Origin of the sequence: Dentiradicibacter hellwigii (genome assembly GCF_041770905.1) — a bacterium.
In the GTDB taxonomy this organism is placed as follows: Bacteria; Pseudomonadota; Gammaproteobacteria; order Burkholderiales; family Rhodocyclaceae; genus Propionivibrio; species Propionivibrio hellwigii.
In genome coordinates this window covers 231,397-254,348 of the sequence record NZ_JBEUWX010000003.1, presented here as the reverse complement: position 1 = coordinate 254,348, position 22,952 = coordinate 231,397, and the positions used below count along the sequence as shown (strand labels likewise).

General features: G+C 47.6%; 34 protein-coding genes. All 34 read left to right on the top strand.

Annotated elements, in window-relative coordinates:
* Positions 1 to 86: 86 nt before the first annotated feature.
* The 34 genes from rpoC to ABCS64_RS11950 all read left to right on the top strand — a co-directional run bounded on the left by rpoC (position 87) and on the right by ABCS64_RS11950 (position 22,912).
* Positions 87 to 4,310 carry a DNA-directed RNA polymerase subunit beta' gene (gene rpoC, locus ABCS64_RS12115; RefSeq protein ID WP_418892151.1) on the top strand — a complete coding sequence of 1,408 codons (4,224 nt, stop codon included), beginning with the start codon at positions 87 to 89 and terminating at the stop codon, positions 4,308 to 4,310.
* Between the two features lie 168 nt (positions 4,311 to 4,478).
* Positions 4,479 to 4,856 (top strand): 30S ribosomal protein S12, encoded by a 378-nt coding sequence (gene rpsL / locus ABCS64_RS12110; RefSeq protein ID WP_418892150.1) that lies wholly within the window; start codon positions 4,479 to 4,481, stop codon positions 4,854 to 4,856.
* A gap of 101 nt (positions 4,857 to 4,957) precedes the next feature.
* Positions 4,958 to 5,428 carry a 30S ribosomal protein S7 gene (rpsG, locus tag ABCS64_RS12105; protein WP_418892149.1) on the top strand — a complete coding sequence of 157 codons (471 nt, stop codon included), beginning with the start codon at positions 4,958 to 4,960 and terminating at the stop codon, positions 5,426 to 5,428.
* A 69-nt stretch (positions 5,429 to 5,497) separates the two neighbouring features.
* A complete protein-coding gene (gene fusA, locus ABCS64_RS12100; protein WP_418892148.1) occupies positions 5,498 to 7,591 on the top strand; it encodes an elongation factor G in 2,094 nt (697 codons plus the stop codon).
* 30 nt (positions 7,592 to 7,621) lie between these two features.
* Positions 7,622 to 8,812 (top strand): elongation factor Tu, encoded by a 1,191-nt coding sequence (tuf, locus tag ABCS64_RS12095; protein WP_298048057.1) that lies wholly within the window; start codon positions 7,622 to 7,624, stop codon positions 8,810 to 8,812.
* A 53-nt stretch (positions 8,813 to 8,865) separates the two neighbouring features.
* Positions 8,866 to 9,177 carry a 30S ribosomal protein S10 gene (gene rpsJ / locus ABCS64_RS12090; protein WP_418892147.1) on the top strand — a complete coding sequence of 104 codons (312 nt, stop codon included), beginning with the start codon at positions 8,866 to 8,868 and terminating at the stop codon, positions 9,175 to 9,177.
* 99 nt (positions 9,178 to 9,276) lie between these two features.
* Positions 9,277 to 9,921: a 50S ribosomal protein L3 gene (rplC, locus tag ABCS64_RS12085; RefSeq protein WP_418892146.1), complete on the top strand. Its 645-nt coding sequence runs from the start codon at positions 9,277 to 9,279 to the stop codon at positions 9,919 to 9,921.
* A complete protein-coding gene (rplD, locus tag ABCS64_RS12080) occupies positions 9,922 to 10,542 on the top strand; it encodes a 50S ribosomal protein L4 (protein ID WP_418892145.1) in 621 nt (206 codons plus the stop codon).
* Complete coding sequence (gene rplW, locus ABCS64_RS12075) at positions 10,539 to 10,841, top strand: 50S ribosomal protein L23 (protein ID WP_418892144.1); 303 nt, start codon at positions 10,539 to 10,541, stop codon at positions 10,839 to 10,841. The genes rplD and rplW overlap by 4 nt, the downstream gene beginning before the upstream one ends.
* Positions 10,841 to 11,668 (top strand): 50S ribosomal protein L2, encoded by an 828-nt coding sequence (gene rplB / locus ABCS64_RS12070; protein ID WP_418892143.1) that lies wholly within the window; start codon positions 10,841 to 10,843, stop codon positions 11,666 to 11,668. The genes rplW and rplB overlap by 1 nt, the downstream gene beginning before the upstream one ends.
* Positions 11,669 to 11,682: 14 nt before the next feature.
* Positions 11,683 to 11,958 carry a 30S ribosomal protein S19 gene (gene rpsS / locus ABCS64_RS12065; protein ID WP_418892142.1) on the top strand — a complete coding sequence of 92 codons (276 nt, stop codon included), beginning with the start codon at positions 11,683 to 11,685 and terminating at the stop codon, positions 11,956 to 11,958.
* A 9-nt stretch (positions 11,959 to 11,967) separates the two neighbouring features.
* Positions 11,968 to 12,297: a 50S ribosomal protein L22 gene (rplV, locus tag ABCS64_RS12060; protein ID WP_418892141.1), complete on the top strand. Its 330-nt coding sequence runs from the start codon at positions 11,968 to 11,970 to the stop codon at positions 12,295 to 12,297.
* Positions 12,298 to 12,307: 10 nt separating this feature from the next.
* On the top strand, positions 12,308 to 13,156 hold the full coding sequence (rpsC, locus tag ABCS64_RS12055; RefSeq protein ID WP_418892140.1) for a 30S ribosomal protein S3: 849 nt from the start codon (positions 12,308 to 12,310) through the stop codon (positions 13,154 to 13,156).
* Positions 13,140 to 13,553, top strand: a complete 414-nt coding sequence (gene rplP, locus ABCS64_RS12050) for a 50S ribosomal protein L16 (protein WP_418892139.1) — start codon at positions 13,140 to 13,142, stop codon at positions 13,551 to 13,553. Before rpsC ends, rplP begins: the two co-directional genes overlap by 17 nt.
* Positions 13,554 to 13,555: 2 nt before the next feature.
* A complete protein-coding gene (gene rpmC, locus ABCS64_RS12045; protein WP_418892138.1) occupies positions 13,556 to 13,744 on the top strand; it encodes a 50S ribosomal protein L29 in 189 nt (62 codons plus the stop codon).
* 3 nt (positions 13,745 to 13,747) lie between these two features.
* Positions 13,748 to 14,014, top strand: coding sequence for a 30S ribosomal protein S17 (gene rpsQ / locus ABCS64_RS12040; protein WP_418892137.1), 267 nt, complete (start codon positions 13,748 to 13,750; stop codon positions 14,012 to 14,014).
* Positions 14,015 to 14,156: 142 nt separating this feature from the next.
* Complete coding sequence (gene rplN, locus ABCS64_RS12035; protein ID WP_418892136.1) at positions 14,157 to 14,525, top strand: 50S ribosomal protein L14; 369 nt, start codon at positions 14,157 to 14,159, stop codon at positions 14,523 to 14,525.
* Positions 14,526 to 14,534: 9 nt separating this feature from the next.
* Positions 14,535 to 14,855, top strand: a complete 321-nt coding sequence (gene rplX, locus ABCS64_RS12030; protein WP_418892135.1) for a 50S ribosomal protein L24 — start codon at positions 14,535 to 14,537, stop codon at positions 14,853 to 14,855.
* 5 nt (positions 14,856 to 14,860) lie between these two features.
* The gene (rplE, locus tag ABCS64_RS12025) at positions 14,861 to 15,400 is read left to right on the top strand and encodes a 50S ribosomal protein L5 (protein WP_418892134.1); all 540 of its coding nucleotides are present in this window, start codon (positions 14,861 to 14,863) and stop codon (positions 15,398 to 15,400) included.
* Positions 15,401 to 15,407: 7 nt separating this feature from the next.
* Positions 15,408 to 15,713 (top strand): 30S ribosomal protein S14, encoded by a 306-nt coding sequence (gene rpsN, locus ABCS64_RS12020; protein ID WP_418892133.1) that lies wholly within the window; start codon positions 15,408 to 15,410, stop codon positions 15,711 to 15,713.
* A gap of 14 nt (positions 15,714 to 15,727) precedes the next feature.
* A complete protein-coding gene (gene rpsH / locus ABCS64_RS12015; protein WP_418892132.1) occupies positions 15,728 to 16,123 on the top strand; it encodes a 30S ribosomal protein S8 in 396 nt (131 codons plus the stop codon).
* Positions 16,124 to 16,137: 14 nt separating this feature from the next.
* Complete coding sequence (gene rplF, locus ABCS64_RS12010) at positions 16,138 to 16,671, top strand: 50S ribosomal protein L6 (protein WP_418892131.1); 534 nt, start codon at positions 16,138 to 16,140, stop codon at positions 16,669 to 16,671.
* An 11-nt stretch (positions 16,672 to 16,682) separates the two neighbouring features.
* Positions 16,683 to 17,039 (top strand): 50S ribosomal protein L18, encoded by a 357-nt coding sequence (gene rplR, locus ABCS64_RS12005; RefSeq protein WP_418892130.1) that lies wholly within the window; start codon positions 16,683 to 16,685, stop codon positions 17,037 to 17,039.
* Between the two features lie 29 nt (positions 17,040 to 17,068).
* Positions 17,069 to 17,593: a 30S ribosomal protein S5 gene (gene rpsE / locus ABCS64_RS12000; protein ID WP_418892129.1), complete on the top strand. Its 525-nt coding sequence runs from the start codon at positions 17,069 to 17,071 to the stop codon at positions 17,591 to 17,593.
* A 2-nt stretch (positions 17,594 to 17,595) separates the two neighbouring features.
* A complete protein-coding gene (rpmD, locus tag ABCS64_RS11995) occupies positions 17,596 to 17,784 on the top strand; it encodes a 50S ribosomal protein L30 (RefSeq protein ID WP_418892128.1) in 189 nt (62 codons plus the stop codon).
* On the top strand, positions 17,781 to 18,215 hold the full coding sequence (rplO, locus tag ABCS64_RS11990) for a 50S ribosomal protein L15 (RefSeq protein ID WP_418892127.1): 435 nt from the start codon (positions 17,781 to 17,783) through the stop codon (positions 18,213 to 18,215). The genes rpmD and rplO overlap by 4 nt, the downstream gene beginning before the upstream one ends.
* Positions 18,216 to 18,241: 26 nt before the next feature.
* Positions 18,242 to 19,567, top strand: coding sequence for a preprotein translocase subunit SecY (gene secY / locus ABCS64_RS11985; RefSeq protein WP_418892126.1), 1,326 nt, complete (start codon positions 18,242 to 18,244; stop codon positions 19,565 to 19,567).
* 3 nt (positions 19,568 to 19,570) lie between these two features.
* Positions 19,571 to 19,789, top strand: a complete 219-nt coding sequence (gene infA, locus ABCS64_RS11980) for a translation initiation factor IF-1 (protein ID WP_418892125.1) — start codon at positions 19,571 to 19,573, stop codon at positions 19,787 to 19,789.
* Positions 19,790 to 19,862: 73 nt separating this feature from the next.
* Positions 19,863 to 19,976 carry a 50S ribosomal protein L36 gene (rpmJ, locus tag ABCS64_RS11975; protein ID WP_418892124.1) on the top strand — a complete coding sequence of 38 codons (114 nt, stop codon included), beginning with the start codon at positions 19,863 to 19,865 and terminating at the stop codon, positions 19,974 to 19,976.
* A 60-nt stretch (positions 19,977 to 20,036) separates the two neighbouring features.
* A complete protein-coding gene (gene rpsM / locus ABCS64_RS11970; RefSeq protein WP_418892123.1) occupies positions 20,037 to 20,399 on the top strand; it encodes a 30S ribosomal protein S13 in 363 nt (120 codons plus the stop codon).
* Between the two features lie 20 nt (positions 20,400 to 20,419).
* Positions 20,420 to 20,809, top strand: a complete 390-nt coding sequence (gene rpsK, locus ABCS64_RS11965) for a 30S ribosomal protein S11 (protein WP_418892122.1) — start codon at positions 20,420 to 20,422, stop codon at positions 20,807 to 20,809.
* A gap of 100 nt (positions 20,810 to 20,909) precedes the next feature.
* A complete protein-coding gene (locus ABCS64_RS11960) occupies positions 20,910 to 21,884 on the top strand; it encodes a DNA-directed RNA polymerase subunit alpha (RefSeq protein WP_418892121.1) in 975 nt (324 codons plus the stop codon).
* A gap of 28 nt (positions 21,885 to 21,912) precedes the next feature.
* Positions 21,913 to 22,311 carry a 50S ribosomal protein L17 gene (rplQ, locus tag ABCS64_RS11955; RefSeq protein ID WP_418892120.1) on the top strand — a complete coding sequence of 133 codons (399 nt, stop codon included), beginning with the start codon at positions 21,913 to 21,915 and terminating at the stop codon, positions 22,309 to 22,311.
* 211 nt (positions 22,312 to 22,522) lie between these two features.
* Positions 22,523 to 22,912 carry a RidA family protein gene (locus tag ABCS64_RS11950; RefSeq protein WP_418892119.1) on the top strand — a complete coding sequence of 130 codons (390 nt, stop codon included), beginning with the start codon at positions 22,523 to 22,525 and terminating at the stop codon, positions 22,910 to 22,912.
* The last annotated feature ends 40 nt before the right edge of the window (positions 22,913 to 22,952 follow it).

Sequence of the window (22,952 nt, the reverse complement as noted above, 5' to 3'; positions counted from 1 at the left end):
AGTGAATCGTAAATTGTGGGAAAAAACCGACCACGTTCCCTTTTTCAGATTTCGTATTTCACTCAAAACCGGAGGTTTGGGAAAAAATGAAAGCACTGCTTGATTTATTCAAACAGGTTACACAGGAAGAACAGTTCGACGCAATTACCATTGGTCTGGCTTCGCCGGAAAAAATTCGTTCCTGGTCTTACGGCGAAGTCAAGAAGCCGGAAACCATCAATTACCGGACGTTCAAGCCGGAGCGCGATGGCCTGTTCTGCTCCAAGATTTTTGGTCCAACCAAGGATTACGAATGTTTGTGCGGCAAGTACAAGCGCTTAAAACATCGCGGCGTCATTTGTGAGAAATGTGGCGTCGAGGTGACGCTGTCCAAAGTGCGCCGGGAGCGTATGGCGCATATCGAGCTGGCATCGCCCGTTGCGCATATCTGGTTCCTCAAGAGCCTGCCTTCGCGGCTTGGCATGGTGCTGGATATGACCCTGCGCGATATCGAGCGCGTACTGTATTTCGAGGCCTTTGTCGTTTGCGACCCGGGGCTGGTGCCCAATTTGCAGCGTGGGCAACTGCTGACTGAAGAGCAGTACCTCGAAATGATGGAAGAATATGGCGATGAGTTTCAAGCCATGATGGGCGCCGAAGGCATCCGTGAGTTGTTGTGCTCGATCGATCTTACCGGTGAAATCGAACGCTTGCGCGCCGAACTAGAAACAACATCGTCGGAAACCAAGAGCAAAAAATTTTCCAAGCGCCTGAAAGTTCTTGAAGGATTCAAGAAATCCGGGATCAAGCCCGAATGGATGATTCTTGAAGTGTTGCCGGTGCTACCGCCGGATCTGCGTCCGCTCGTGCCACTGGATGGCGGCCGCTTCGCAACCTCCGATCTCAATGATCTCTACCGTCGTGTCATCAACCGTAATAATCGCCTGAAGCGGTTGCTTGAACTGAAAGCGCCGGAGATCATCGTGCGCAACGAAAAGCGCATGCTGCAGGAAGCCGTTGATTCGCTGCTTGATAACGGGCGGCGCGGTAAGGCCATGACGGGCGCCAACAAACGGCCGCTAAAATCGCTGGCGGATATGATCAAGGGTAAAGGCGGGCGTTTCCGCCAGAATCTGCTTGGCAAACGCGTTGACTATTCTGGCCGTTCGGTGATCGTCGTCGGCCCACAGCTCAAACTGCACCAGTGTGGCCTGCCCAAATTGATGGCACTTGAGCTATTCAAACCATTTATCTTCAACAAGCTTGAATTGATGGGGCTGGCGACGACGATCAAACAGGCGAGAAAAATGGTTGACATGCAAGAGCCAATCGTTTGGGACATTCTTGAAGAAGTGATCCGCGAGCACCCGATTCTGCTCAACCGTGCGCCGACGCTGCACCGCTTGGGGATTCAGGCGTTTGAGCCTACTTTGATCGAAGGCAAAGCCATTCAGTTGCATCCATTAGTTTGTGCGGCGTTTAACGCCGACTTTGATGGCGACCAAATGGCTGTACACGTGCCGCTTTCCCTTGAGGCGCAGATGGAAGCCCGGACGCTGATGCTGGCCTCAAACAACGTGTTGTCGCCCGCGAACGGCGACCCGATCATCGTACCGTCGCAGGATATCGTGTTGGGCTTGTACTACGCCACGCGCGAATGTATCAACGCCAATGGCGAAGGAATGGCCTTTGTCGACCTCGCCGAGGTATCGCGTGCGCTTCAAACGGGTGTACTGGATTTGCATGCAAGGATTTCGGTACGCATCAAAGAGTATGAGAAAGACGCCGATGGTAATTGGCAGGAGAAGCTGACCCGTTATCAGACGACGGCTGGGCGTGCATTGCTCTCAGAGATTTTGCCCAAAGGCTTGCCGTTCAGTGTGATCGACAAGCCGCTTAAAAAGAAGGAAATTTCGAAGCTGATCAATGCTGCTTTTCGGCGCTGCGGCCTTAAGGAGACGGTAGTTTTTGCCGACAAGCTGATGCAAAACGGGTATCGTTTGGCGACCCGTGCCGGAATTTCGATCTGCTCGGACGACATGCTCGTACCGCCCCAAAAATACGAAATCATTGCAGCGGCCGAGAAGGAGGTAAAGGAGATCGAAGGGCAGTACACCAACGGCTTGGTCACTGATGGAGAGCGTTACAACAAGGTGGTCGACATCTGGGGGCAAACCGGGGATCGTGTTGCCAAGGTGATGATGGAGCAGCTGGGCAGTGAAGAGGTCGTCGATTATCAGGGCAAAAAGGTCAAGCAAGAGTCCTTCAACTCGATTTACATGATGGCGGACTCCGGTGCGCGCGGCTCGGCGGCACAAATCCGCCAGTTGGCGGGGATGCGCGGTCTGATGGCCAAACCGGACGGCTCCATCATCGAAACACCGATTACGACCAACTTCCGTGAAGGGCTGAACGTACTTCAATACTTCATTTCGACGCACGGCGCCCGTAAAGGGCTGGCCGATACGGCGCTAAAAACTGCGAATTCGGGTTATTTGACCCGCCGTCTGGTGGATGTCACCCAGGATCTGGTGGTGACGGAAGAAGACTGTGGTACCGAAAGGGGCGTGACCATGCGTGCCTTGCTCGAAGGCGGAGAGGTGGTCGAGTCGCTGGGTGACCGGGTCCTTGGCCGTGTGACCTTGCATGATATTGCCCATCCAGAAACCGGTGAAACCGTGATCGAGGCGGGCACGCTGATTACTGAGGACTTATGCGAACTGATCGGTAAGTTGGGGATTGATGAAATCAAGGTGCGGACACCCCTGACCTGTGATACGCGCTATGGCTTATGTGCCAAGTGTTATGGTCGCGATCTTGGACGCGGTACGTTGGTCAATGTTGGTGAATCAGTGGGCGTCATTGCCGCGCAGTCGATTGGCGAACCGGGAACACAGTTGACCATGCGGACGTTCCATGTGGGCGGTGCAGCATCGCGTGCAGCCGCAGCTAGCCAGGTCGAATCCAAGAGTGCTGGTATCGTGCGTTTCATGGCTTCGATGCGCTATGTGACCAGTGATAAGAACGAAAAAATCGTCATTACCCGTTCCGGTGAAATCGCGATTACTGATGACAATGGGCGCGAGCGCGAGCGACATAAAGTGCCCTATGGTTCCACCTTGCAGGTAACCGATGGTCAGCAGATCAAAGCAGGTACCAAGCTGGCGACCTGGGATCCGCATACGCGCCCAATTATTGCCGAATATGCCGGACAGGTTCGCTTTGAGAATGTCGAGGAAGGGGTGACGGTTGCCAAGCAGATCGATGAGGTCACAGGGCTTTCGACGCTTGTAGTCATTGATTCTAAGAGTGGAGGTAAAGGCCAAAGTAAAGGGCTGCGGCCACAGGTCAAGCTGTTTGATGCCCAAGGTGAAGAAGTCCGTATGCATGGCAGCGAGCAGCCGGTCACAATCACATTCCAAGTTGGTGCGATCATTACGGTGGCCGACGGGCAACAAATTTCAGTGGGCGATGTGATGGCGCGTCTGCCACAGGAATCGGCTAAAACCCGTGATATTACGGGCGGTCTGCCACGTGTTGCTGAGCTGTTCGAGGCGCGCACCCCCAAGGATGCTGGCATTCTGGCGGAGAATACCGGGACGGTTTCCTTCGGTAAGGATACGAAAGGTAAGCAGCGTCTGATCATCACCGATTTTGAGGGTGTGCCGCACGAGTACCTGATTCCGAAGGACAAGAACGTCATGGTGCACGACGGTCAAATCGTCAATAAGGGTGAGATGATTGTCGATGGTGCGCCTGATCCGCATGACATCCTTCGTCTGCAAGGGCCGGAGGCGCTTGCTGTCTACATTACCGATGAGGTGCAGGACGTTTACCGTTTGCAGGGCGTCAAGATCAATGACAAACATATCGAGGTCATCGTGCGGCAAATGTTGCGCCGTGCACTGGTTGTCGATCCGGGTGATACTAAGTTTATCCGTGGTGAGCAAGTCGAGAAGGCGCATCTGTTTGACGAGAATGACGCACTGCCGCCAGGTAAGTTGCCCGCAACCTATGAACCCATATTGCTGGGGATTACTAAAGCTTCGCTATCGACCGATTCGTTTATTTCCGCAGCTTCGTTCCAGGAGACGACACGCGTACTGACCGAAGCGGCAATCATGGGTAAACGTGATGAATTACGCGGTCTCAAGGAGAATGTCATCGTCGGCCGCCTGATTCCTGCGGGTACTGGGCTTGCCTACCATCGGATGCGCAAGAATCAGGCTTTAGCAGAGTCGTCATTGAGTGATGTCGTCGAAAGTCATATCGCTTCTGAATCTTCTGAAAAAGAAGCGCCACTGGATGTTGCAGGTGCTTCTGTTGGTTGACTTGGCAAGGCTTAGCTCATAGAATGCGCTTCTTTTTTCATAGTGCAAACATAGCGTGTGTTGTATGCACTGTTTTTGAGTATATCAATGCGGGCTCTACCCTGCGTTGGGCTGTGTAACGCTTAGTTTTTTGTCATGGCGTTACGGTTTGGATAGGAATCAAAAGGTATGCCAACCATCAATCAACTGGTTCGTAAGCCGCGGATGGCTGTGATCAGCAAGAATAAAGTACCGGCGTTGGAATGTTGCCCACAAAAACGTGGCGTATGTACGCGTGTTTATACGACGACGCCGAAAAAACCGAATTCAGCCTTGCGCAAGGTGTGCAAGGTGCGTCTGACCAATAGTTTTGAAGTGATTTCATATATTGGCGGCGAAGGGCACAATCTTCAGGAACACTCGGTGGTCTTGATTCGTGGTGGTCGTGTTAAAGATTTGCCGGGTGTGCGGTATCACACGGTTCGTGGCTCCCTGGATACCCAGGGTGTAAAGGATCGTAAACAGGCTCGTTCTAAGTACGGAACGAAACGTCCAAAAGCGGCGTAACCGCCGTTTAGTAAGTAGCTGCTCTATTGGGTAGCTGTGAGGGCTGGTGTCAACATTAATTTTGCGCCGGTCTTCAGCTGAATTTATAGTGAAAGGTCAATATGCCTCGTCGTCGTGAAGTTCCTAAGCGCGATATTTTGCCGGATCCTAAATTCGGTAATGTCGAAGTTTCTAAGTTCATCAATACCATTATGCTAAGTGGCAAGAAGTCGGTTGCCGAGCGTATCGTTTATGGTGCATTCGATATTATTGCTTCTAAGGCCGGTAAAGACCCCATTGAAGTGTTTGGTTTGGCAATGAATAACGTCAAGCCGCTGGTTGAGGTCAAGAGTCGTCGCGTTGGTGGTGCTAACTATCAGGTTCCGGTGGAAGTGCGTCCGAGTCGCCGTATGGCGCTAGCTATGCGCTGGTTGCGCGAGTTTGCCCGTAAACGTTCGGAAAAATCCATGGATCAGCGCTTGGCGGCAGAAATGCTGGAGGCTGCAGAAAATCGTGGTGGTGCGGTGAAAAAGCGCGATGAAGTGCATCGAATGGCGGATGCTAACAAAGCATTTGCACACTTCCGTTTTTAATATTTTTATAGCTAATAGCTGGTGGCAGATGGCTGCCAGTAAACGTTCTTTATCAATGAAGGCTTAAACGTGGCACGTAAAACCCCTATTGAGCGCTATCGTAATATTGGTATCAGCGCGCATATTGACGCCGGCAAAACAACGACAACCGAGCGAATTCTTTATTACACCGGCGTAAACCATAAACTTGGCGAAGTGCATGATGGCGCGGCAACCATGGATTGGATGGAGCAGGAACAGGAGCGGGGTATCACCATTACCTCTGCCGCGACGACCTGTTTCTGGAAGGGTATGGATATGCAATACCCTGAACATCGGTTCAATATCATTGATACGCCGGGGCACGTTGACTTTACGATCGAGGTTGAGCGTTCGATGCGTGTGCTTGATGGCGCTTGCATGGTGTACTGTGCGGTGGGGGGGGTGCAGCCTCAGTCAGAAACTGTATGGAGACAGGCTAATAAATACAAAGTGCCCCGTTTGGCCTTTGTCAATAAGATGGATCGGCAAGGGGCTGACTTTTTTAAGGTTGTCGAGCAGATGATTTCACGTCTGAAGGCAACCCCTGTGCCTATCGTTATTCCAATTGGTAAAGAAGATTCTTTTGCTGGCGTTGTCGATCTAATTAAGATGAAAGCGATCATCTGGGATGAGTCATCCCAGGGGATGAAGTTCGAACACCGTGATATTCCTGCCGATTTGCAAGGCTTGGCGGAAGAATGGCGCAGCAAGATGGTCGAGTCGGCGGCCGAGGCCTCTGAGGATTTGATGGATAAATACCTCGAGAGTGGCGACTTGACTGAAGCGGAAATCCTGCAAGGGCTTCGTGCGCGCACCATCAATTGCGAAATTCAGCCGATGCTATGTGGTACAGCATTCAAGAACAAAGGTGTGCAGCGGATGCTTGATGCGGTTATTGAGTTGTTGCCTTCTCCGGTCGATATTCCACCCGTGGTAGGTGAAGATGAGAATGGACAGCTAGTATCGCGTAATGCGGATGATAATGCGCAATTTTCTGCGCTGGCTTTCAAGTTGATGACTGACCCATATGTAGGGCAGTTGACGTTTATCCGTGTTTACTCAGGGGTGCTCAAGTCGGGAGATACGATTCTTAATCCGGTAAAGGGGCGCAAGGAACGTATCGGGCGTTTACTGCAGATGCATGCCAATAATCGTGAAGAGGTTAAGGAAGTTTTGGCCGGTGACATTGCTGCCTGTGTTGGCTTGAAAGAAGTAACGACGGGCGACACGCTTTCTGAACCGAGTGCGCCAGTTACGCTCGAACGCATGGAATTCCCTGAGCCAGTAATTCATATTGCTGTTGAGCCAAAGACCAAAGTCGATCAAGAAAAAATGGGAGTTGCGTTAGGTCGGTTGGCGCAAGAAGACCCGTCGTTTCGCGTGCGTAGTGACGAAGAGTCGGGGCAGACTATTATTTCTGGCATGGGCGAATTGCATCTTGAGATTATCGTTGATCGCATGAAGCGTGAGTTTGGTGTAGATGCGAATGTGGGGGCGCCACAAGTCGCTTATCGTGAGTGCATCAAGAAAGCAGTTGAACAAGAGGGTAAGTTCGTCAAGCAGTCTGGTGGTCGCGGGCAGTATGGTCACGTTTGGATCAAACTGGAACCGAATGAAGCAGGTAAAGGCTACGAATTTGTCGATGCCATCAAAGGTGGTACAGTGCCGCGTGAATATATTCCTGCTGTCGATAAAGGCTTGCAGGATGCGATTAAGGGTGGCGTGCTGGCGGGTTTCCCTGTCGTTGATATTAAATTTACCTTGTTTGATGGCTCATATCATGATGTCGACTCAAACGAAAATGCTTTCCGTATGGCCGCTTCTGCGGCCTTTAAAGAGGGGATGAAAAAGGCTCAGCCGGCTTTGCTTGAGCCAATGATGTCGGTCGAAGTGGAAACGCCTGAAGAGTATATGGGTAATATTATGGGCGACCTTTCTGGACGGCGTGGTATCGTGCAAGGAATGGAAGACCTGCCAGGCGGCATTAAGGCAATTAAAGCGGAAGTCCCATTGGCTGAGATGTTTGGTTATGCAACGACGGTACGCTCGCTTTCACAAGGGCGGGCAACGTATTCTATGGAATTCAAACATTATGTTGAGGCGCCAAAAAATGTCGCCGAGGCTGTGATTAACAAGAAGTAATAGTAACTTTGATTATTGAGGATATAGAAAATGGCAAAGGCGAAATTTGAGCGGACGAAGCCGCACGTGAATGTTGGGACGATTGGTCACGTGGATCATGGTAAGACGACGTTGACGGCGGCGATCACGACGATTCTGTCGAAGAAATTTGGAGGAGAGGCCAAGGGCTACGATCAGATTGACAACGCGCCGGAAGAAAAGGCGCGCGGGATCACCATCAACACTTCACACGTTGAATACGAAACCGAAAATCGTCACTACGCCCACGTTGACTGCCCGGGGCACGCCGACTACATCAAAAACATGATCACGGGCGCGGCCCAGATGGACGGCGCCATCCTCGTAGTTTCTGCAGCGGACGGACCCATGCCGCAAACACGGGAACACATCCTGCTTGCCCGTCAAGTCGGCGTTCCCTGTATCATCGTTTTTCTCAACAAGTGCGACATGGTCGATGACGCCGAGCTCCTTGAACTCGTCGAAATGGAAGTGCGCGAGCTACTCTCCAAATACGAATTCCCGGGCGACGACATCCCCATCATCAAAGGCAGCGCACTGAAAGCCATAGAAGGCGACACCAGCGATCTCGGGGAAGGCGCCATTCTAGCCTTGGCTGCAGCACTCGACAGCTACATCCCCGCGCCTGAACGCACCATTGACAAACCCTTCCTGCTCCCGATCGAAGACGTATTCTCCATTTCCGGACGAGGCACCGTCGTGACCGGGCGTGTCGAACGCGGCATCATCAAAGTTGGCGAAGAAATCGAAATTGTCGGCATCAAACCCACCCAGAAAACCACCTGTACCGGTGTTGAAATGTTCCGCAAACTGCTCGATCAAGGCCAGGCGGGCGATAACGTGGGCGTTCTTCTGCGTGGCACCAAGCGAGAAGAAGTTGAACGCGGGCAAGTGCTTGCCAAGCCGGGCACCATCACCCCGCATACGCACTTTACGGGCGAAGTCTATGTCCTCTCCAAGGAAGAAGGTGGCCGTCACACCCCCTTCTTCAACAACTACCGTCCGCAGTTCTACTTCCGGACTACAGATGTTACGGGTGCCATCACCCTGCCGGAGGGCACTGAAATGGTGATGCCGGGCGACAATGTTGCCATGACGGTCAAGCTGATCGTGCCGATCGCCATGGAAGAAGGCTTGCGCTTTGCTATCCGCGAAGGCGGTCGTACCGTTGGCGCCGGCGTAGTAACCAAGATTATCGAATAACAGTCATCGGGGCGGTCGCTGGTGCTACCGCCCCTTCGTTCTTTGGGAAAAATATGCAAAACCAGAAAATTCGCCTGCGTTTGAAGGCTTTTGACTATCGACTGATTGATCAGTCGGCGCAAGAAATTGTTGAAACTGCTAAGCGTACAGGGGCTGTTGTTCGAGGGCCTGTGCCTTTGCCGACAAGGACCCAGCGTTTTGATATTCTGCGTTCGCCGCATGTGAATAAAACTTCGCGTGATCAGTTCGAAATTCGTACACACATGCGTTTGATGGATATCATTGATCCGACAGATAAAACAGTTGATGCATTGATGAAACTTGATCTCCCCGCAGGGGTGGATGTTGAAATTAGATTGCAGTGAGTGGGATTTGTAGTTATAATCCCACCCCTTCGGTTGGGGTAATTCCCTTGTGTTTGTAGTACTTACCGGCCAATCGCAGCCGGGAAGAGGAGAATAATCATGAGTTTAGGCCTTGTTGGGCGCAAGGTCGGCATGACGCGTATTTTTACCGATGATGGCTTGTCCATTCCGGTGACAGTGCTTGATGTGTCGAATAATCGTATTGCCCAAGTTAAAACACCTGAAAATGATGGTTATGCCGCGATTCAAGTAGTGCATGGTAAGCGCCGTCCTTCTCGAGTAGGCAAACCGTTGGCAGGGCATTTTGCTAAGGCTGGGGTTGAGGCGGGTAGTGTGCTCAAGGAGTTTATTGTTGGTACTGATGACCTTGGCCGCTTTAAGCCAGGTAACCAAGTCAGCGTCGATATTTTTAGTGTTGGACAGAAAATTGATGTGACGGGTCGTTCAGTCGGTAAAGGTTTTCAAGGTGGTATCAAGCGTCATAATTTTGGTTCTCAGCGCGCCTCTCATGGTAACTCGGTATCGCATAATGCTCCTGGATCTATTGGTATGAATCAAGATCCTGGGCGCGTTTTCCCGGGTAAAAAAATGTCTGGTCATATGGGTGATGCCAAGCGAACGCAACAAAATCTTGAAGTGATTCGTATTGATGTTGATCGCCAATTGTTGTTAGTTAAGGGTGCTGTTCCCGGCTCAAAAGGCTCGAGTCTGATCGTGCGCCCTGCGGTTAAAGCGGGGGCATAAATGGAGCTCAGGTTGATTGATGATCTGGGTCAGGAGTCTGGTCGTATGCAGGCTTCCGATGACTTGTTTGCTCGTGAATATAACGAAGCGCTGGTGCACCAAGTGGTTGTGGCCTATCAGGCCAATGCGCGCAGTGGCAATCGAGCACAAAAGGATCGTGGTCAGGTTAGGCACACCACGACCAAACCTTTTCGTCAAAAAGGTACTGGCCGCGCGCGCGCCGGTATGTCTTCTTCGCCTTTATGGCGTGGCGGCGGGCGAATTTTTCCGAATTCTCCGGATGAAAATTTTAGTCAGAAATTAAATAAAAAAATGTATCGTGCTGGAATGGCGTCAATTCTTTCTCAGCTGGTACGTGAGGATCGTTTGTCAGTAGTTGATTCTTTTGTTATTGGTGTGCCCAAAACTAAGGTTTTTGCACAAAAAGTTAAGAATATGGGTTATGGTCCGGTGTTGGTCGTAACTGATAGTCTTGACGAGAATATCTACTTGGCGTCGCGTAATTTGCCGAATGTGTTAGTGCTGGGTGTCAATGAGGCAGACCCTGTGTCGTTAATTCGTTTTCCAAAAGTGCTGGTAACTAAAAAGGCGGTGGCCAAGTTTGAGGAGATGTGGGGATGAATCAACAGCGTTTGATGCAAGTATTGCTAGCGCCCCAGATTTCTGAGAAGGCGACTTATATTGCTGATAAGAATGGACAGATAATTTTCCGCGTTATTGCTGATGCAAGTAAGCCTGAAGTTAAGGCGGCGGTTGAGTTACTGTTTAAAGTAGTTGTTAAATCAGTGCAGATTGCCAATATAAAAGGTAAGCAAAAGCGTTTTGGTCGTGGCACAGGTGTGCGTAGAAATTGGAAAAAAGCTTATGTTAATCTGATGCCTGGCCAAGAGATCAATTTTGTCGATGGGGGGGCTGCATAATGGCGCTCGTCAAGGTTAAACCGACATCGCCAGGGCGTCGCGCTGTCGTCAGGGTTGTTACGCCAGGTTTGCATAAGGGGAAAGGGTACGCACCTTTGCTTGAATCGCAGTCAAAGAAAGCGGGGCGTAACAATAATGGGCATATTACGACGCGTCATCAAGGTGGTGGGCATAAGCAACATTACCGGATTATTGATTTTAAGCGAAATAAAGATGGCATTCCTGCTGAAGTTGAGCGTTTAGAGTACGACCCAAATCGTACGGCAAATATTGCTTTGCTACTTTATGCGGACGGGGAGCGGCGATATGTGATTGCCGCTAAGGGGTTGGTTGTTGGTCAGCAGATTCTGAGTGGCGCTGATGCTCCAATTAGACCTGGCAATGCATTGCCTATTCGTAATATTCCCGTTGGTACAACGATTCATTGCGTGGAAATGATTCCTGGTAAAGGTGCCCAGCTGGCACGTTCTGCGGGAGCGTCTGTGCAGTTGTTGGCGCGCGAAGGTGTGTATGCCCAACTTCGTTTACGATCAGGAGAAGTGCGTCGTGTACATGTGGAATGCCGTGCGACAGTGGGTGAGGTTGGTAACGAAGAGCATAGTCTGCGCTCAGTTGGTAAGGCTGGCGCTAATCGCTGGCGTGGTATTCGCCCGACCGTTCGTGGTGTGGTGATGAACCCAATTGATCACCCGCATGGTGGTGGGGAAGGAAAGACTTCTGCTGGTAGGGATCCGGTAAGTCCATGGGGTGTTAAAACTAAGGGTTATCGTACGCGTAGTAATAAGCGTACGAATTCGATGATCGTGCAGCGTCGTCACAAACGTTAAGAGGTAAAAATACTATGGGACGTTCTGTCAAAAAAGGCCCGTTTGTCGATGCTCATTTGATCAAAAAGGTCGACGCTGTGCGTGCGACCAGCGATAAGCGGCCGATTAAAACGTGGTCACGCCGGTCAACGATTTTGCCGGATTTCGTAGGCCTGACTATTGCTGTTCATAACGGCAAGCAACATATTCCGGTTTATGTTACGGAAAATATGGTGGGCCATAAACTTGGTGAGTTCTCTTTGACTCGTACTTTTAAGGGTCATACTGCCGGAAAAAAGGCGAAGAAGTAGGGGATATATATGGAAACTCGTGCTATTTTGCGCGGCGTCCGCTTGTCCGACCAAAAAGGGCGTTTGGTGGCTGACCAGATTCGTGGTTTGTCGGTAAGTAAGGCGCTGGATATTCTTACTTTTAGTTCGAAAAAAAGTGCTGGTATTATCAAAAAAGTTTTAGAGTCGGCGATTGCTAATGCTGAACATAATGACGGCGCTGATATTGATGAACTGAAGATTAAATCAATTTATGTTGAAAAAGGTATGGTTCTTAAGCGTTTTACCGCTCGTGCTAAAGGGCGTGGCAATCGGATCAGTAAACCGACCTGTCATATTTTCCTGACCGTTGGGAGCTAAAGGAAGAATAATGGGACAAAAAATACACCCGACTGGTTTTCGTTTGGCGGCAACGCATGACTGGTCTTCGCGTTGGTATGCAAATAGTAAAGAGTTTGCCAGCATGCTGAATCAGGACGTACAGGTTCGTGATTTTCTTAAAGAAAAACTAAAACACGCTTCTGTTGGCCGAGTTCTAATCGAACGTCCAGCAAAAAATGCTCGTGTAACGATTTTCTCCGCGCGTCCAGGTGTTGTGATTGGTAAAAAAGGCGAAGAGATTGAAAATCTTCGTTCGGCTTTGCAAAAAATTATGGGCGTACCAGTACATATTAGTATTGAAGAAATACGCAAACCAGAGCTTAGTGCCCAATTGATTGCTGATTCGATTACACAGCAGCTCGAAAAGCGGATTATGTTTCGTCGGGCTATGAAGCGCGCAATGCAAAATGCGATGCGTCTTGGCGCTCAGGGTATAAAGATTATGAGTTCTGGGCGTCTTAATGGTGCGGAAATTGCTCGATGCGAGTGGTATCGCGAAGGCCGAGTTCCACTTCATACTTTACGTGCAGATATTGATTATGCGACTTCGGAAGCGCTGACAACATACGGAATTATTGGTGTTAAGGTTTGGGTTTATAAAGGTGAAACACTTGACCGAAATGAACGTTCAGCGTTGGTGCCGGAAGTAGCTGAAGAATCTGCGCGAAAAGCACGTCGTGCTGTGAAGTTGCCAGGCGATGGCGATGCAAAACCGCGGACGCAAACTATAAAAATGAAATCTGGTACAAAGAAAGAGGATGTTTCACCATACGATGAGACAAAACTGCCGGCAAGGCGCGTAAGAAAGGCGGGAACCGAAGATGCTGCAGCCAACTAGAAGAAAATATCGCAAGGAGCAGAAGGGGCGTAATACTGGTTTAGCGACGCGTGGCGTCAAAGTCAGTTTCGGAGATTTTGGTCTTAAGGCCACTGAACGTGGTCGTCTTACGGCGCGCCAAATCGAGGCAGCGCGTCGTGCTATGACGCGCCATATTAAGCGTGGTGGTCGTATCTGGATTCGCATTTTCCCAGACAAGCCGATTTCAAAAAAACCTGCAGAGGTGCGTATGGGTAACGGCAAAGGTAACCCTGAGTATTATGTTGCCGAAATCCAGCCCGGTAAGGTTCTTTATGAAATGGATGGTGTTGACGAGGCTTTGGCGCGCGAGGCGTTTGCGCTAGCGGCCGCCAAATTACCTATTTCGACGACTTTCGTCACACGCATGGTAGGGTAAATATGAAAGCTAGCGAACTCAGGGTAAAAAATATTGATGAGTTGCACAAAGAGTTACTTGATTTGCTCAAAATGCAATTTAATCTGCGTATGCAATCAGCGACTCAGCAGCTAAATAATCACAGTCAGCTCGCTAAGGTGCGCCGCGATATTGCGCGTGTTCGCACTCTGATCCATGAAAAGGCGGAATAAGTCATGAGTGAAAAAAAAATGATTAAGCGCATGCTGATCGGGCGCGTAGTAAGTGACAAGATGGAAAAAACAGTAACGGTACTGGTCGAGCGTCGTGTCAAACATCCAATGTATGACAAAATTATTGTGCGCTCTAGTAAGTATCATGCGCACAATGATGCCAATATGGCAAAAATTGGCGATCTTGTTGAAATTCAAGAGAGTCGCCCTTTGTCGAAAACAAAAGCTTGGTTTGTAGTCAGATTAGTAGAAAAGGCCGTTATGATTTAGGCCTTGCTATTTTTTATTATTAGAGATAAAATCTACTTTTCAGACTTTCCCTTTGAGAAGGGGTAGGCCTTCTCTCAACACGGGATCCAAGACTGGCCGCAAATTGCTAAAAAGTGTGCGGCACAAGTTGGAGAGTTAAATAATGATTCAAATGCAAACGATTTTAGACGTCGCGGATAACACCGGCGCGCGTTCAGTAATGTGCATTAAAGTGCTTGGCGGTTCCAAGCGCCGGTATGCTGGCATTGGAGATGTTATCAAGGTTAGTGTTAAGGATGCTGCTCCACGTGGCCGTGTCAAAAAAGGTGATGTTTATAGTGCCGTTGTTGTGCGTACAGCTAAGGGCGTTCGTCGTCAAGATGGTTCGCTGGTTAAGTTTGATGGTAATGCGGCTGTGCTTCTCAATAATAAACTAGAACCGATTGGTACGCGTATTTTTGGGCCTGTGACACGCGAGTTGAGGAGTGAGCGGTTTATGAAAATCGTATCGCTGGCGCCGGAAGTTTTGTAAGGAGCGGCCATGGAAAAAATTCGTAAAGGCGATGAGGTAGTGGTTATTGCCGGTAAAGATAAGGGTAAGCGGGGCATAGTGCTTCGCTATGTCAAGGTTGGGTATGTTGTGGTAGAAGGGGTCAATCGTGTTAAAAAGCATACCAAGCCAAATCCGGTTAAAGGAGTTGTTGGCGGTCTTTTAGAAAAAGATATGCCAATACATGTCTCAAATATTGCTATTTATAATCCTTTGACTAAAAAAGCAGATCGGGTTGGATTTAAGTGGATTGATGATGGCAAAAAGAAAGTGCGTATTTTTAAATCCGGTGGTGAAGTTTTGGGGGCGTAAGGATTATGGCGCGTTTACTAGATCACTATAAAAATCATATAGTGCAAGATCTAATAAAAAAATTTGGGTACAAATCGGTTATGGAAGTGCCTCGCATTACCAAAATAACCTTGAATATGGGTGTTGGTGAGGCTGTGGCGGATAAAAAAATTCTTGAATTTGCCGTAAATGATATGGCTAAAATTTCAGGGCAAAAGCCAGTTATTACTAAGGCGCGTAAATCAATTGCCGGTTTTAAAATCCGCGATGGCTATCCTATTGGTTGTATGGTGACGCTGCGTAGTTTGCGTATGTACGAGTTTATTGATCGCTTGGTAACAATTGCTTTGCCCAGGGTGCGTGATTTTCGCGGTATTTCAGGTAAGGGTTTTGACGGGCGTGGTAATTATAATATGGGCATTAAAGAGCAAATTATTTTCCCTGAAATTGAATACGATAAAATTGATGCGTTGCGTGGAATGAATATTAGTGTAACAACGACTGCGAAAACTGATGAAGAAGCAAAGGCTTTATTGGTTGCGTTTAAATTTCCGTTTAGAAATTGAGGAAAAGATGGCGAAACTTGCATTAATCAATCGAGAAGCTAAGCGCCGTAAGATGGTTGAAAAATTTAAGATTAAGCGAGCGGCCTTAGATGCGGTGATTCATGATAACAGTCGTAGTGAGGAAGAGCGTGATAATGCGCGCTTAAAATTACAGAATTTACCCCGTAACTCCAGTCCAGTTCGTTTGCGTAATCGTTGTCAGCTAACAGGTCGTCCGCGTGGCGTTTTTCGTAAGTTTGGTTTGGGGCGCGGTAAATTGCGCGATTTTGTGATGCGCGGTGAAGTCCCGGGTGTAACTAAGGCCAGCTGGTAGGTGGGAGGAAGGTTATGAGTATGAGCGATCCGATCAGTGATATGCTGACACGTATCCGCAATGCCCAGATGGCAAATAAGGCATCTGTTGTTATGCCGTCTTCGAAACTCAAATTAGCCATCGTCAAAGTATTAGAGGAAGAAGGATATATAGATGGCTATTCAGTTCGTGAGCAAGATAAAAAATCAATTCTCGAAATTGGCTTGAAATATTATGCAGGTCATCCAGTGATTGAGCGTATTGACCGTGTTTCAAAGCCTGGCTTGCGAATTTATAGAGGGGTTAACGATATTCCTCGTGTAATGAATGGTTTGGGAGTTGCAATTGTGTCAACTCCTAAAGGGGTAATGACTGATCGCAAAGCCCGCGCTGCTAATGTTGGTGGCGAAGTGTTGTGTGTTGTTGCTTAAGCTGAGGGGAAATTATGTCCCGCGTTGCTAAAAATCCAATAATTTTACCGTCGGGAGTAGAAGTTACTTTGGGACGGGAAAAAATTTTTGTTAAAGGGCCGTTGGGTTTTATTGAAATGGATGCTAATCCTGCGGTCAAAATTGAGAAAGAAGGCACATCGTTGTTGTGTAGCCCTAGTGATGGGTCTGTAAGCGCTAATACTTTGTCTGGAACGATACGGGCAATTCTCGCTAATATGGTGACAGGTGTTAGTCAAGGATTTGAGCGTAAATTAGTTTTGCATGGTACGGGGTACCGTGCTCAGGTACAGGGTGATACGTTAAATTTGATGTTAGGGTTTTCTCATCCCGTGGTATATAAGATGCCTGTTGGTATTAAATGTGAAACGCCTTCGCAAACTGAAATCCTTATTAAGGGAGTTGACAAACAGTTGGTCGGTCAGGTGGCAGCAGATGTTCGGGCATATCGAAAACCTGAGCCATATAAAGGTAAGGGTGTTCGCTATTTTGACGAAGTTATTATTCTTAAAGAAACCAAGAAGAAGTAAAGGTGCGTTAAATGGTTAAAAAAAATCAAGCGCGCTTGCGTAGAGCTCGCCAAACTCGGCTTAAAATTGCAGAGCTAAGGGTGTTGCGTTTGTCGGTGCATAGAACAAATCTTCATATTTATGCCCAAATTTTTTCGTCCTGTGGTTCTAAGGTTTTAGCTTCAGCATCAACCCTTGATTCAGAAGTTCGTAAAAATATTGCGAATGGTGGAAATGCAAAAGCGGCAACGGTTGTTGGTAAATTGATTGCCGAGCGCGCAAAAAAAATAGGAGTTGAGCATGTGGCCTTTGATAGAGGAGGATTTCAATATCATGGGCGAATTAAAGCGCTAGCTGAGGCTGCGCGTGAAGCTGGGCTTAAATTCTAAGCCAGTCAAAAAGATCGGAGTAAAGCTTTATGGCAAAACCACAAAGTAAAAAAACGCAACAGGTCGATAAGCCGGATGATGGCCTGCGTGAGAAGATGGTTTCGATTAATCGAGTGACCAAAGTTGTGAAAGGTGGGCGGATTCTTGGTTTTGCGGCACTGACTGTTGTCGGTGATGGCGATGGGCGTGTTGGCATGGGTAAAGGTAAGTCGCGTGAAGTTCCTGTAGCTGTGCAAAAGGCAATGGAAGAGGCTCGTCGTCGTATGGTCCGAATCAGTCTTAAGGGGGGGACTTTACATCATGCGCTTGTTGGTCGTCATGGTGCTTCAGTTGTTATGATGCAACCTGCTCCTGAAGGGACAGGGATTATTGCAGGAGGGGCTATGCGTGCGGTGTTTGATGTTTTGGGAATGACCAATGTTGTTGCTAAAGCGCATGGCTCGACGAATCCTTATAATATAGTCCGCGCTACGATCAATGGTTTAATGACGATGAATACCCCCGCTGAGATTGCCGCAAAACGTGGCAAGTCCATAGAAGAAATTATGGAATAGAAATGGCTGAAAAAAAAATCAAAGTAACTCTTGTTAAGAGTCTAATCGGTACGAAACAATCGCATCGTGCTACCGTGCGTGGTTTAGGATTGCGTCGCCTAAATAGTAGCGCTGAGTTACAAGATACACCGGCGATTCGTGGTATGGTTTATAAAGTCGCTTATCTCGTAAAGTGTGAGGTTGTAAGATGAAACTCAATACTATTCAGCCCGCAAATGGTGCAACTCATGCCAAACGGCGTCTTGGCCGGGGCATTGGTTCTGGTTTGGGGAAAACTGGTGGGCGTGGCCATAAAGGTCAGAAATCTCGTGCAGGAGGTTTCCATAAGGTAGGGTTTGAAGGTGGTCAGATGCCATTGCAGCGTCGTCTGCCGAAACGTGGTTTTATTTCTTTGACTAACTCGCGTAATGCTGAAATTCGTTTGTCAGAAATTGATGCTTTACCTATTGATGAAATTGACTTGTTGGCGCTTATGCAAGCCAACCTAGTTTCACAGCATACATTATCAGCTAAAGTAATATTGTCTGGAAAGATTATGCGCAAGGTGACACTCAAAGGTATTGGTGTGACTAAGGGCGCAAAGGCCGCGATTGAAGCGGCTGGTGGTTGTATTGTGGAATAGATTTTATTTTTTAATAGTGATATCTCTTGGCTACTAATTTTCCGCAAATCAACAAAGGAAGTAAATACGGCGATCTTAAGCGCCGTCTTTTCTTCCTACTTGGCGCTTTAATCGTATATCGTATTGGCGCGCATATTCCTGTGCCTGGAATTAATCCTCAGGTACTCAGTGAATTGTTTGGTAATCAGCAAGGCGGTATTTTGGGAATGTTCAATATGTTTTCGGGCGGCGCCTTACGGCGTTTTACGATTTTTGCGCTCGGAATCATGCCGTATATTTCTTCTTCAATTATCATGCAGTTAATGACGCATGCTAGCCCGCATCTTGAAGCGCTCAAAAAAGAAGGGGAGGCAGGTCGGCGTAAGATTACTCAATATACTCGTTATGGTACGGTTGTATTGGCCTTGTTTCAAGGTATTGGTATTGCCGTTGCGGTCGAATCACAACCGAATTTGGTGCTTAACCCGGGATTAATGTTTCGCTTTGTTACTGTAACAACTTTGCTAACAGGCACAATGTTTTTGATGTGGTTAGGAGAACAGATTACGGAACGTGGTTTAGGAAACGGAATTTCTATCATTATTTTTTGTGGGATTGCAGCAGGGTTGCCCAGTGCAATTGTTGGGATGCTTGAGTTGGTTAAGAATGGAGCCATGCATCCCCTCTCAGCTTTATTTATTTGCGTTTTAGTTGTTGTTGTGACTGGCTTTGTTGTTTTTATTGAACGTGGTCAGCGAAAAATTTTAGTGAATTATGCTAAGCGACAAATTGGAAATAAACTATATGGTGGCCAGGCATCTCACTTGCCGCTTAAATTAAATATGTCTGGTGTTATTCCGCCAATTTTTGCTTCATCTATTATTCTCTTTCCTGCAACGTTGGCTGGGTGGTTTGGTTCTGGCGATTCGATGCGCTGGCTTAGAGACTTGGCGGCTGGCTTATCTCCAGGACAGCCTGTTTATGTAATTTTATATGCAGTGGCAATTATATTTTTCTGTTTTTTCTATACTGCATTGGTGTTTAATCCTAAAGAAACTGCAGACAATTTGAAAAAAAGTGGTGCATTTGTACCAGGCATTCGCCCAGGTGAACAGACGGCCCGATATATCGATAAAATTTTGATGCGTTTGACCTTGCTTGGTGCAACTTATATTACGATTGTGTGTTTGTTGCCAGAGTTTTTGATTCTTAAATGGAATGTGCCATTTTATTTTGGCGGAACTTCGTTGCTAATTATTGTTGTGATTACGATGGATTTTATGACGCAAGTTCAGTCATATCTTATGTCACAGCAGTACGAGAGTCTTCTTAAAAAAGCAAATTTTAAAGGGACTGGCTTGTCAGCCAGATAACACATGGCAAAAGAAGATCTGATTGAAATGCAGGGGGAAATAATTGAGAACCTGCCGAATGCAACATTTAAGGTAAAGCTAGAAAATGGTCATATTGTTTTAGGATTTATTTCGGGGAAAATGCGCATGCATTACATTCGGATTTTACCTGGCGATAAAGTTACGGTTCAGTTGACGCCTTATGATTTAACTCGAGCTAGAATTGTTTTTCGAGCTAAATAAAGAATTTGTACGTAATTAATTATGCAGGGCCGAGATCCACTGTATGTCTCAACACTAAGAATAGGAGTAAATTATGAAAGTATTGGCCTCTGTTAAACGTATTTGCCGTAAATGCAGAATTATTAGACGACACGGTGTTGTGCGAGTGATTTGTTCTGATCCGAGACACAAACAGCGTCAGGGGTAATCATTCTGCTTGAATGATTAAGAATGTATTTGTTAGTTTTGTTTATTTTGGGGTAAATCAATGGCCCGGATTGCAGGAGTAAATATTCCCAACCACCAACATGCTGAAATTGCATTAACTGCAGTTTATGGTATTGGCCGTAGTCGTGCACGACAAATTTGTGATGCTATAGGTATTGTGCGCTCGACCAAAGTCAAGGACTTGACGGATGCAGAAATGGATCGTTTGCGTGAGCAAGTTGCAAAATATACCGTTGAAGGCGATTTGCGGCGTGAAGTAACGATGAGTGTCAAGCGTCTAATGGATCTTGGATGTTACCGTGGTCTTCGGCATCGCAAAGGTTTGCCTGTTCGCGGCCAACGGACGCGCACTAATGCACGGACGCGCAAAGGCCCGCGTAAAGCTATTGCTGGCAAAAAATAGGAATAGGGACTTGATATATCATGGCTAAAACGGCAACGAAGGTTCGTAAAAAAGTAAAAAAGAACATCGCTGAAGGTGTGGCTCATATTCATGCATCGTTTAATAATACGATTATTACGATTACTGATCGTCAAGGTAATGCTTTGGCATGGGCAACCTCTGGAGGAGCAGGATTTAAAGGTTCGCGCAAAAGTACACCATTTGCAGCACAGGTAGCTGCTGAAGCTGCTGGAAAAATAGCTGTTGAATATGGCGTTAAGAATCTGGAGGTTCGTATTAAAGGCCCTGGACCAGGACGCGAATCTTCTGTTCGGGCGCTTAATGCGCTTGGGATGAAGATTTCTATGATTACTGACGTGACGCCAATTCCACACAATGGTTGTCGGCCTCCTAAAAAACGTCGAATCTAGAGAGAAATCGCAGTGGCTTGGACTGCTAAAAAGTTTCAATCTGAGATTTTTAATCAGAAGTGATTGCGAGCCATTTGGGCGGTTAGTTAAAGGATGAGACATGCAAGATAGTGGACTTTTAAAACCACGTATTATTGATGTGCAGAGTTTGTCTCCAGTGCACGCTAAAGTAGTCATGGAGCCTTTTGAACGGGGGTATGGTTATACACTGGGTAATGCTTTGCGCCGTATTCTGCTTTCATCAATGCCTGGATATGCCGCAACAGAGGTTGTGATTGATGGTGTACTACATGAATATTCGACCATTGATGGTGTTCAGGAAGATGTGGTCGATATTCTTTTAAACCTCAAAGGAGTCGTTTTTAAGCTGCATCATCGTGATGAAGTTGTTTTGCAGCTTACAAAAGAAGGTGAAGGCGTTGTTCATGCTGGCGATATTGTGCTTTCTCATGATGTTGAAATTATTAACCCTGATCATGTCATTGCACATATTTCACCAGGCGGAAAGTTGTCTCTTGAGCTGAAAGTAGAAAAAGGCCGTGGTTATGTGCCGGGAAATATTCGTCGTATTGGTGATGGTGGTAGAAATATTGGCAAACTGATTCTTGATGCCTCATTTAGTCCTATACGTCGTGTTAGCTATTCAGTAGAAAATGCACGTGTTGAACAACGTACCGATCTTGATAAGCTGATTATGGAAATTGAAACCAATGGTGTACTTGAGCCTGAGGAATCAGTTCGTATAGCAGCACGCGTATTGATGGAGCAATTGTCTGTTTTCGCTGATCTGGAAGGTACTGCGTTGCCAGTTGAGCATCAAAAATCTATTCAGATTGATCCTTTGCTACTGCGCCCGGTGGATGATCTTGAGTTGACAGTTCGTTCAGCAAATTGCCTAAAAGCCGAGAATATTTACTATATTGGCGACTTGATTCAGCGTACTGAAAATGAGCTTTTGAAAACACCGAACCTGGGTCGTAAATCACTTAATGAAATTAAAGAAGTACTAGCTGCCCGTGATTTGTCATTGGGTATGAAACTCGAAAATTGGCCGCCGGCGGGCCTTGACAAATAACCGCCCAGGCAAAAAGGAAGGAATCGATATGCGTCACCGTTTGGGGCTTCGTAAACTTAATCGCACCAGCTCGCATCGCTTGGCCATGCTGAGAAACATGACTGTTTCTTTGCTTCGCCATGAAACAATCAGAACAACTTTACCTAAAGCAAAAGAACTGCGTCGTGTTGCCGAGCCGATTATTACTTTGGGTAAAAAACCAAGTCTGGCAAATCGACGCCTGGCTTTTGATCGTCTGCGTGATCGTGAGATTGTGGTCAAACTGTTCGATGAATTGGGACCGCGCTATGCTGCACGCAATGGCGGCTACCTGCGTATTCTTAAGTGTGGTTTTCGCGATGGCGACAATGCGCCGATGGCTTTGGTGTCTTTGCTGGATCAACCCGAAGTTGTTAGTGAGGATACCGCTGAATCACAAGCCGACTAATCTTTAAATGCTTTTAAAGCCCCGGCAGGAGAGATCTTCCCGGGGCTTTTTTATACGCATAGAAAACGACACAGGCCGACGATATTGTCAGTAAAATCTTTAAAAATTTTCGCATTCCCGGCTGAAATAGCGTGCCTTCTTTGACTCGTTTCTTCGATGCCTGACTAATGTATTTTAATGGTAATTTCCGTGACCAGAAATGGAAGAGACAATGGAAAAAACAATAGTTTCTACCGCTTGCGCCCCTTCGGCTATTGGCGCCTATTCACAAGCCGTCAAAGTCGGTGATACCGTGTATCTGTCCGGCCAGATTGGTTTGGATCCGGCAAGCATGGAAATGGTTGAAGGTATTGATGCGCAAATTGTCCGTGTCTTCGAGAACTTGAAAGCCGTTGCTGAGGCAGCGGGAGGATCGTTGTCCGATATCGTCAAGGTCAATGTCTATTTGACCGATATGGAATATTTTGCCAAGGTTAACGAGACGATGTCCCGTTACTTTGCTGTTCCTTTTCCGGCGCGGGCGGCCGTGGGGGTGGCCGCGTTGCCACTAAAGGCGCTGGTTGAGGCGGATGCCGTAATGGTGCTCCCGATGCGCGCGTAATAACGGCAAAGCGTTGGTGTCTGCGCTGGCGCATGATCTG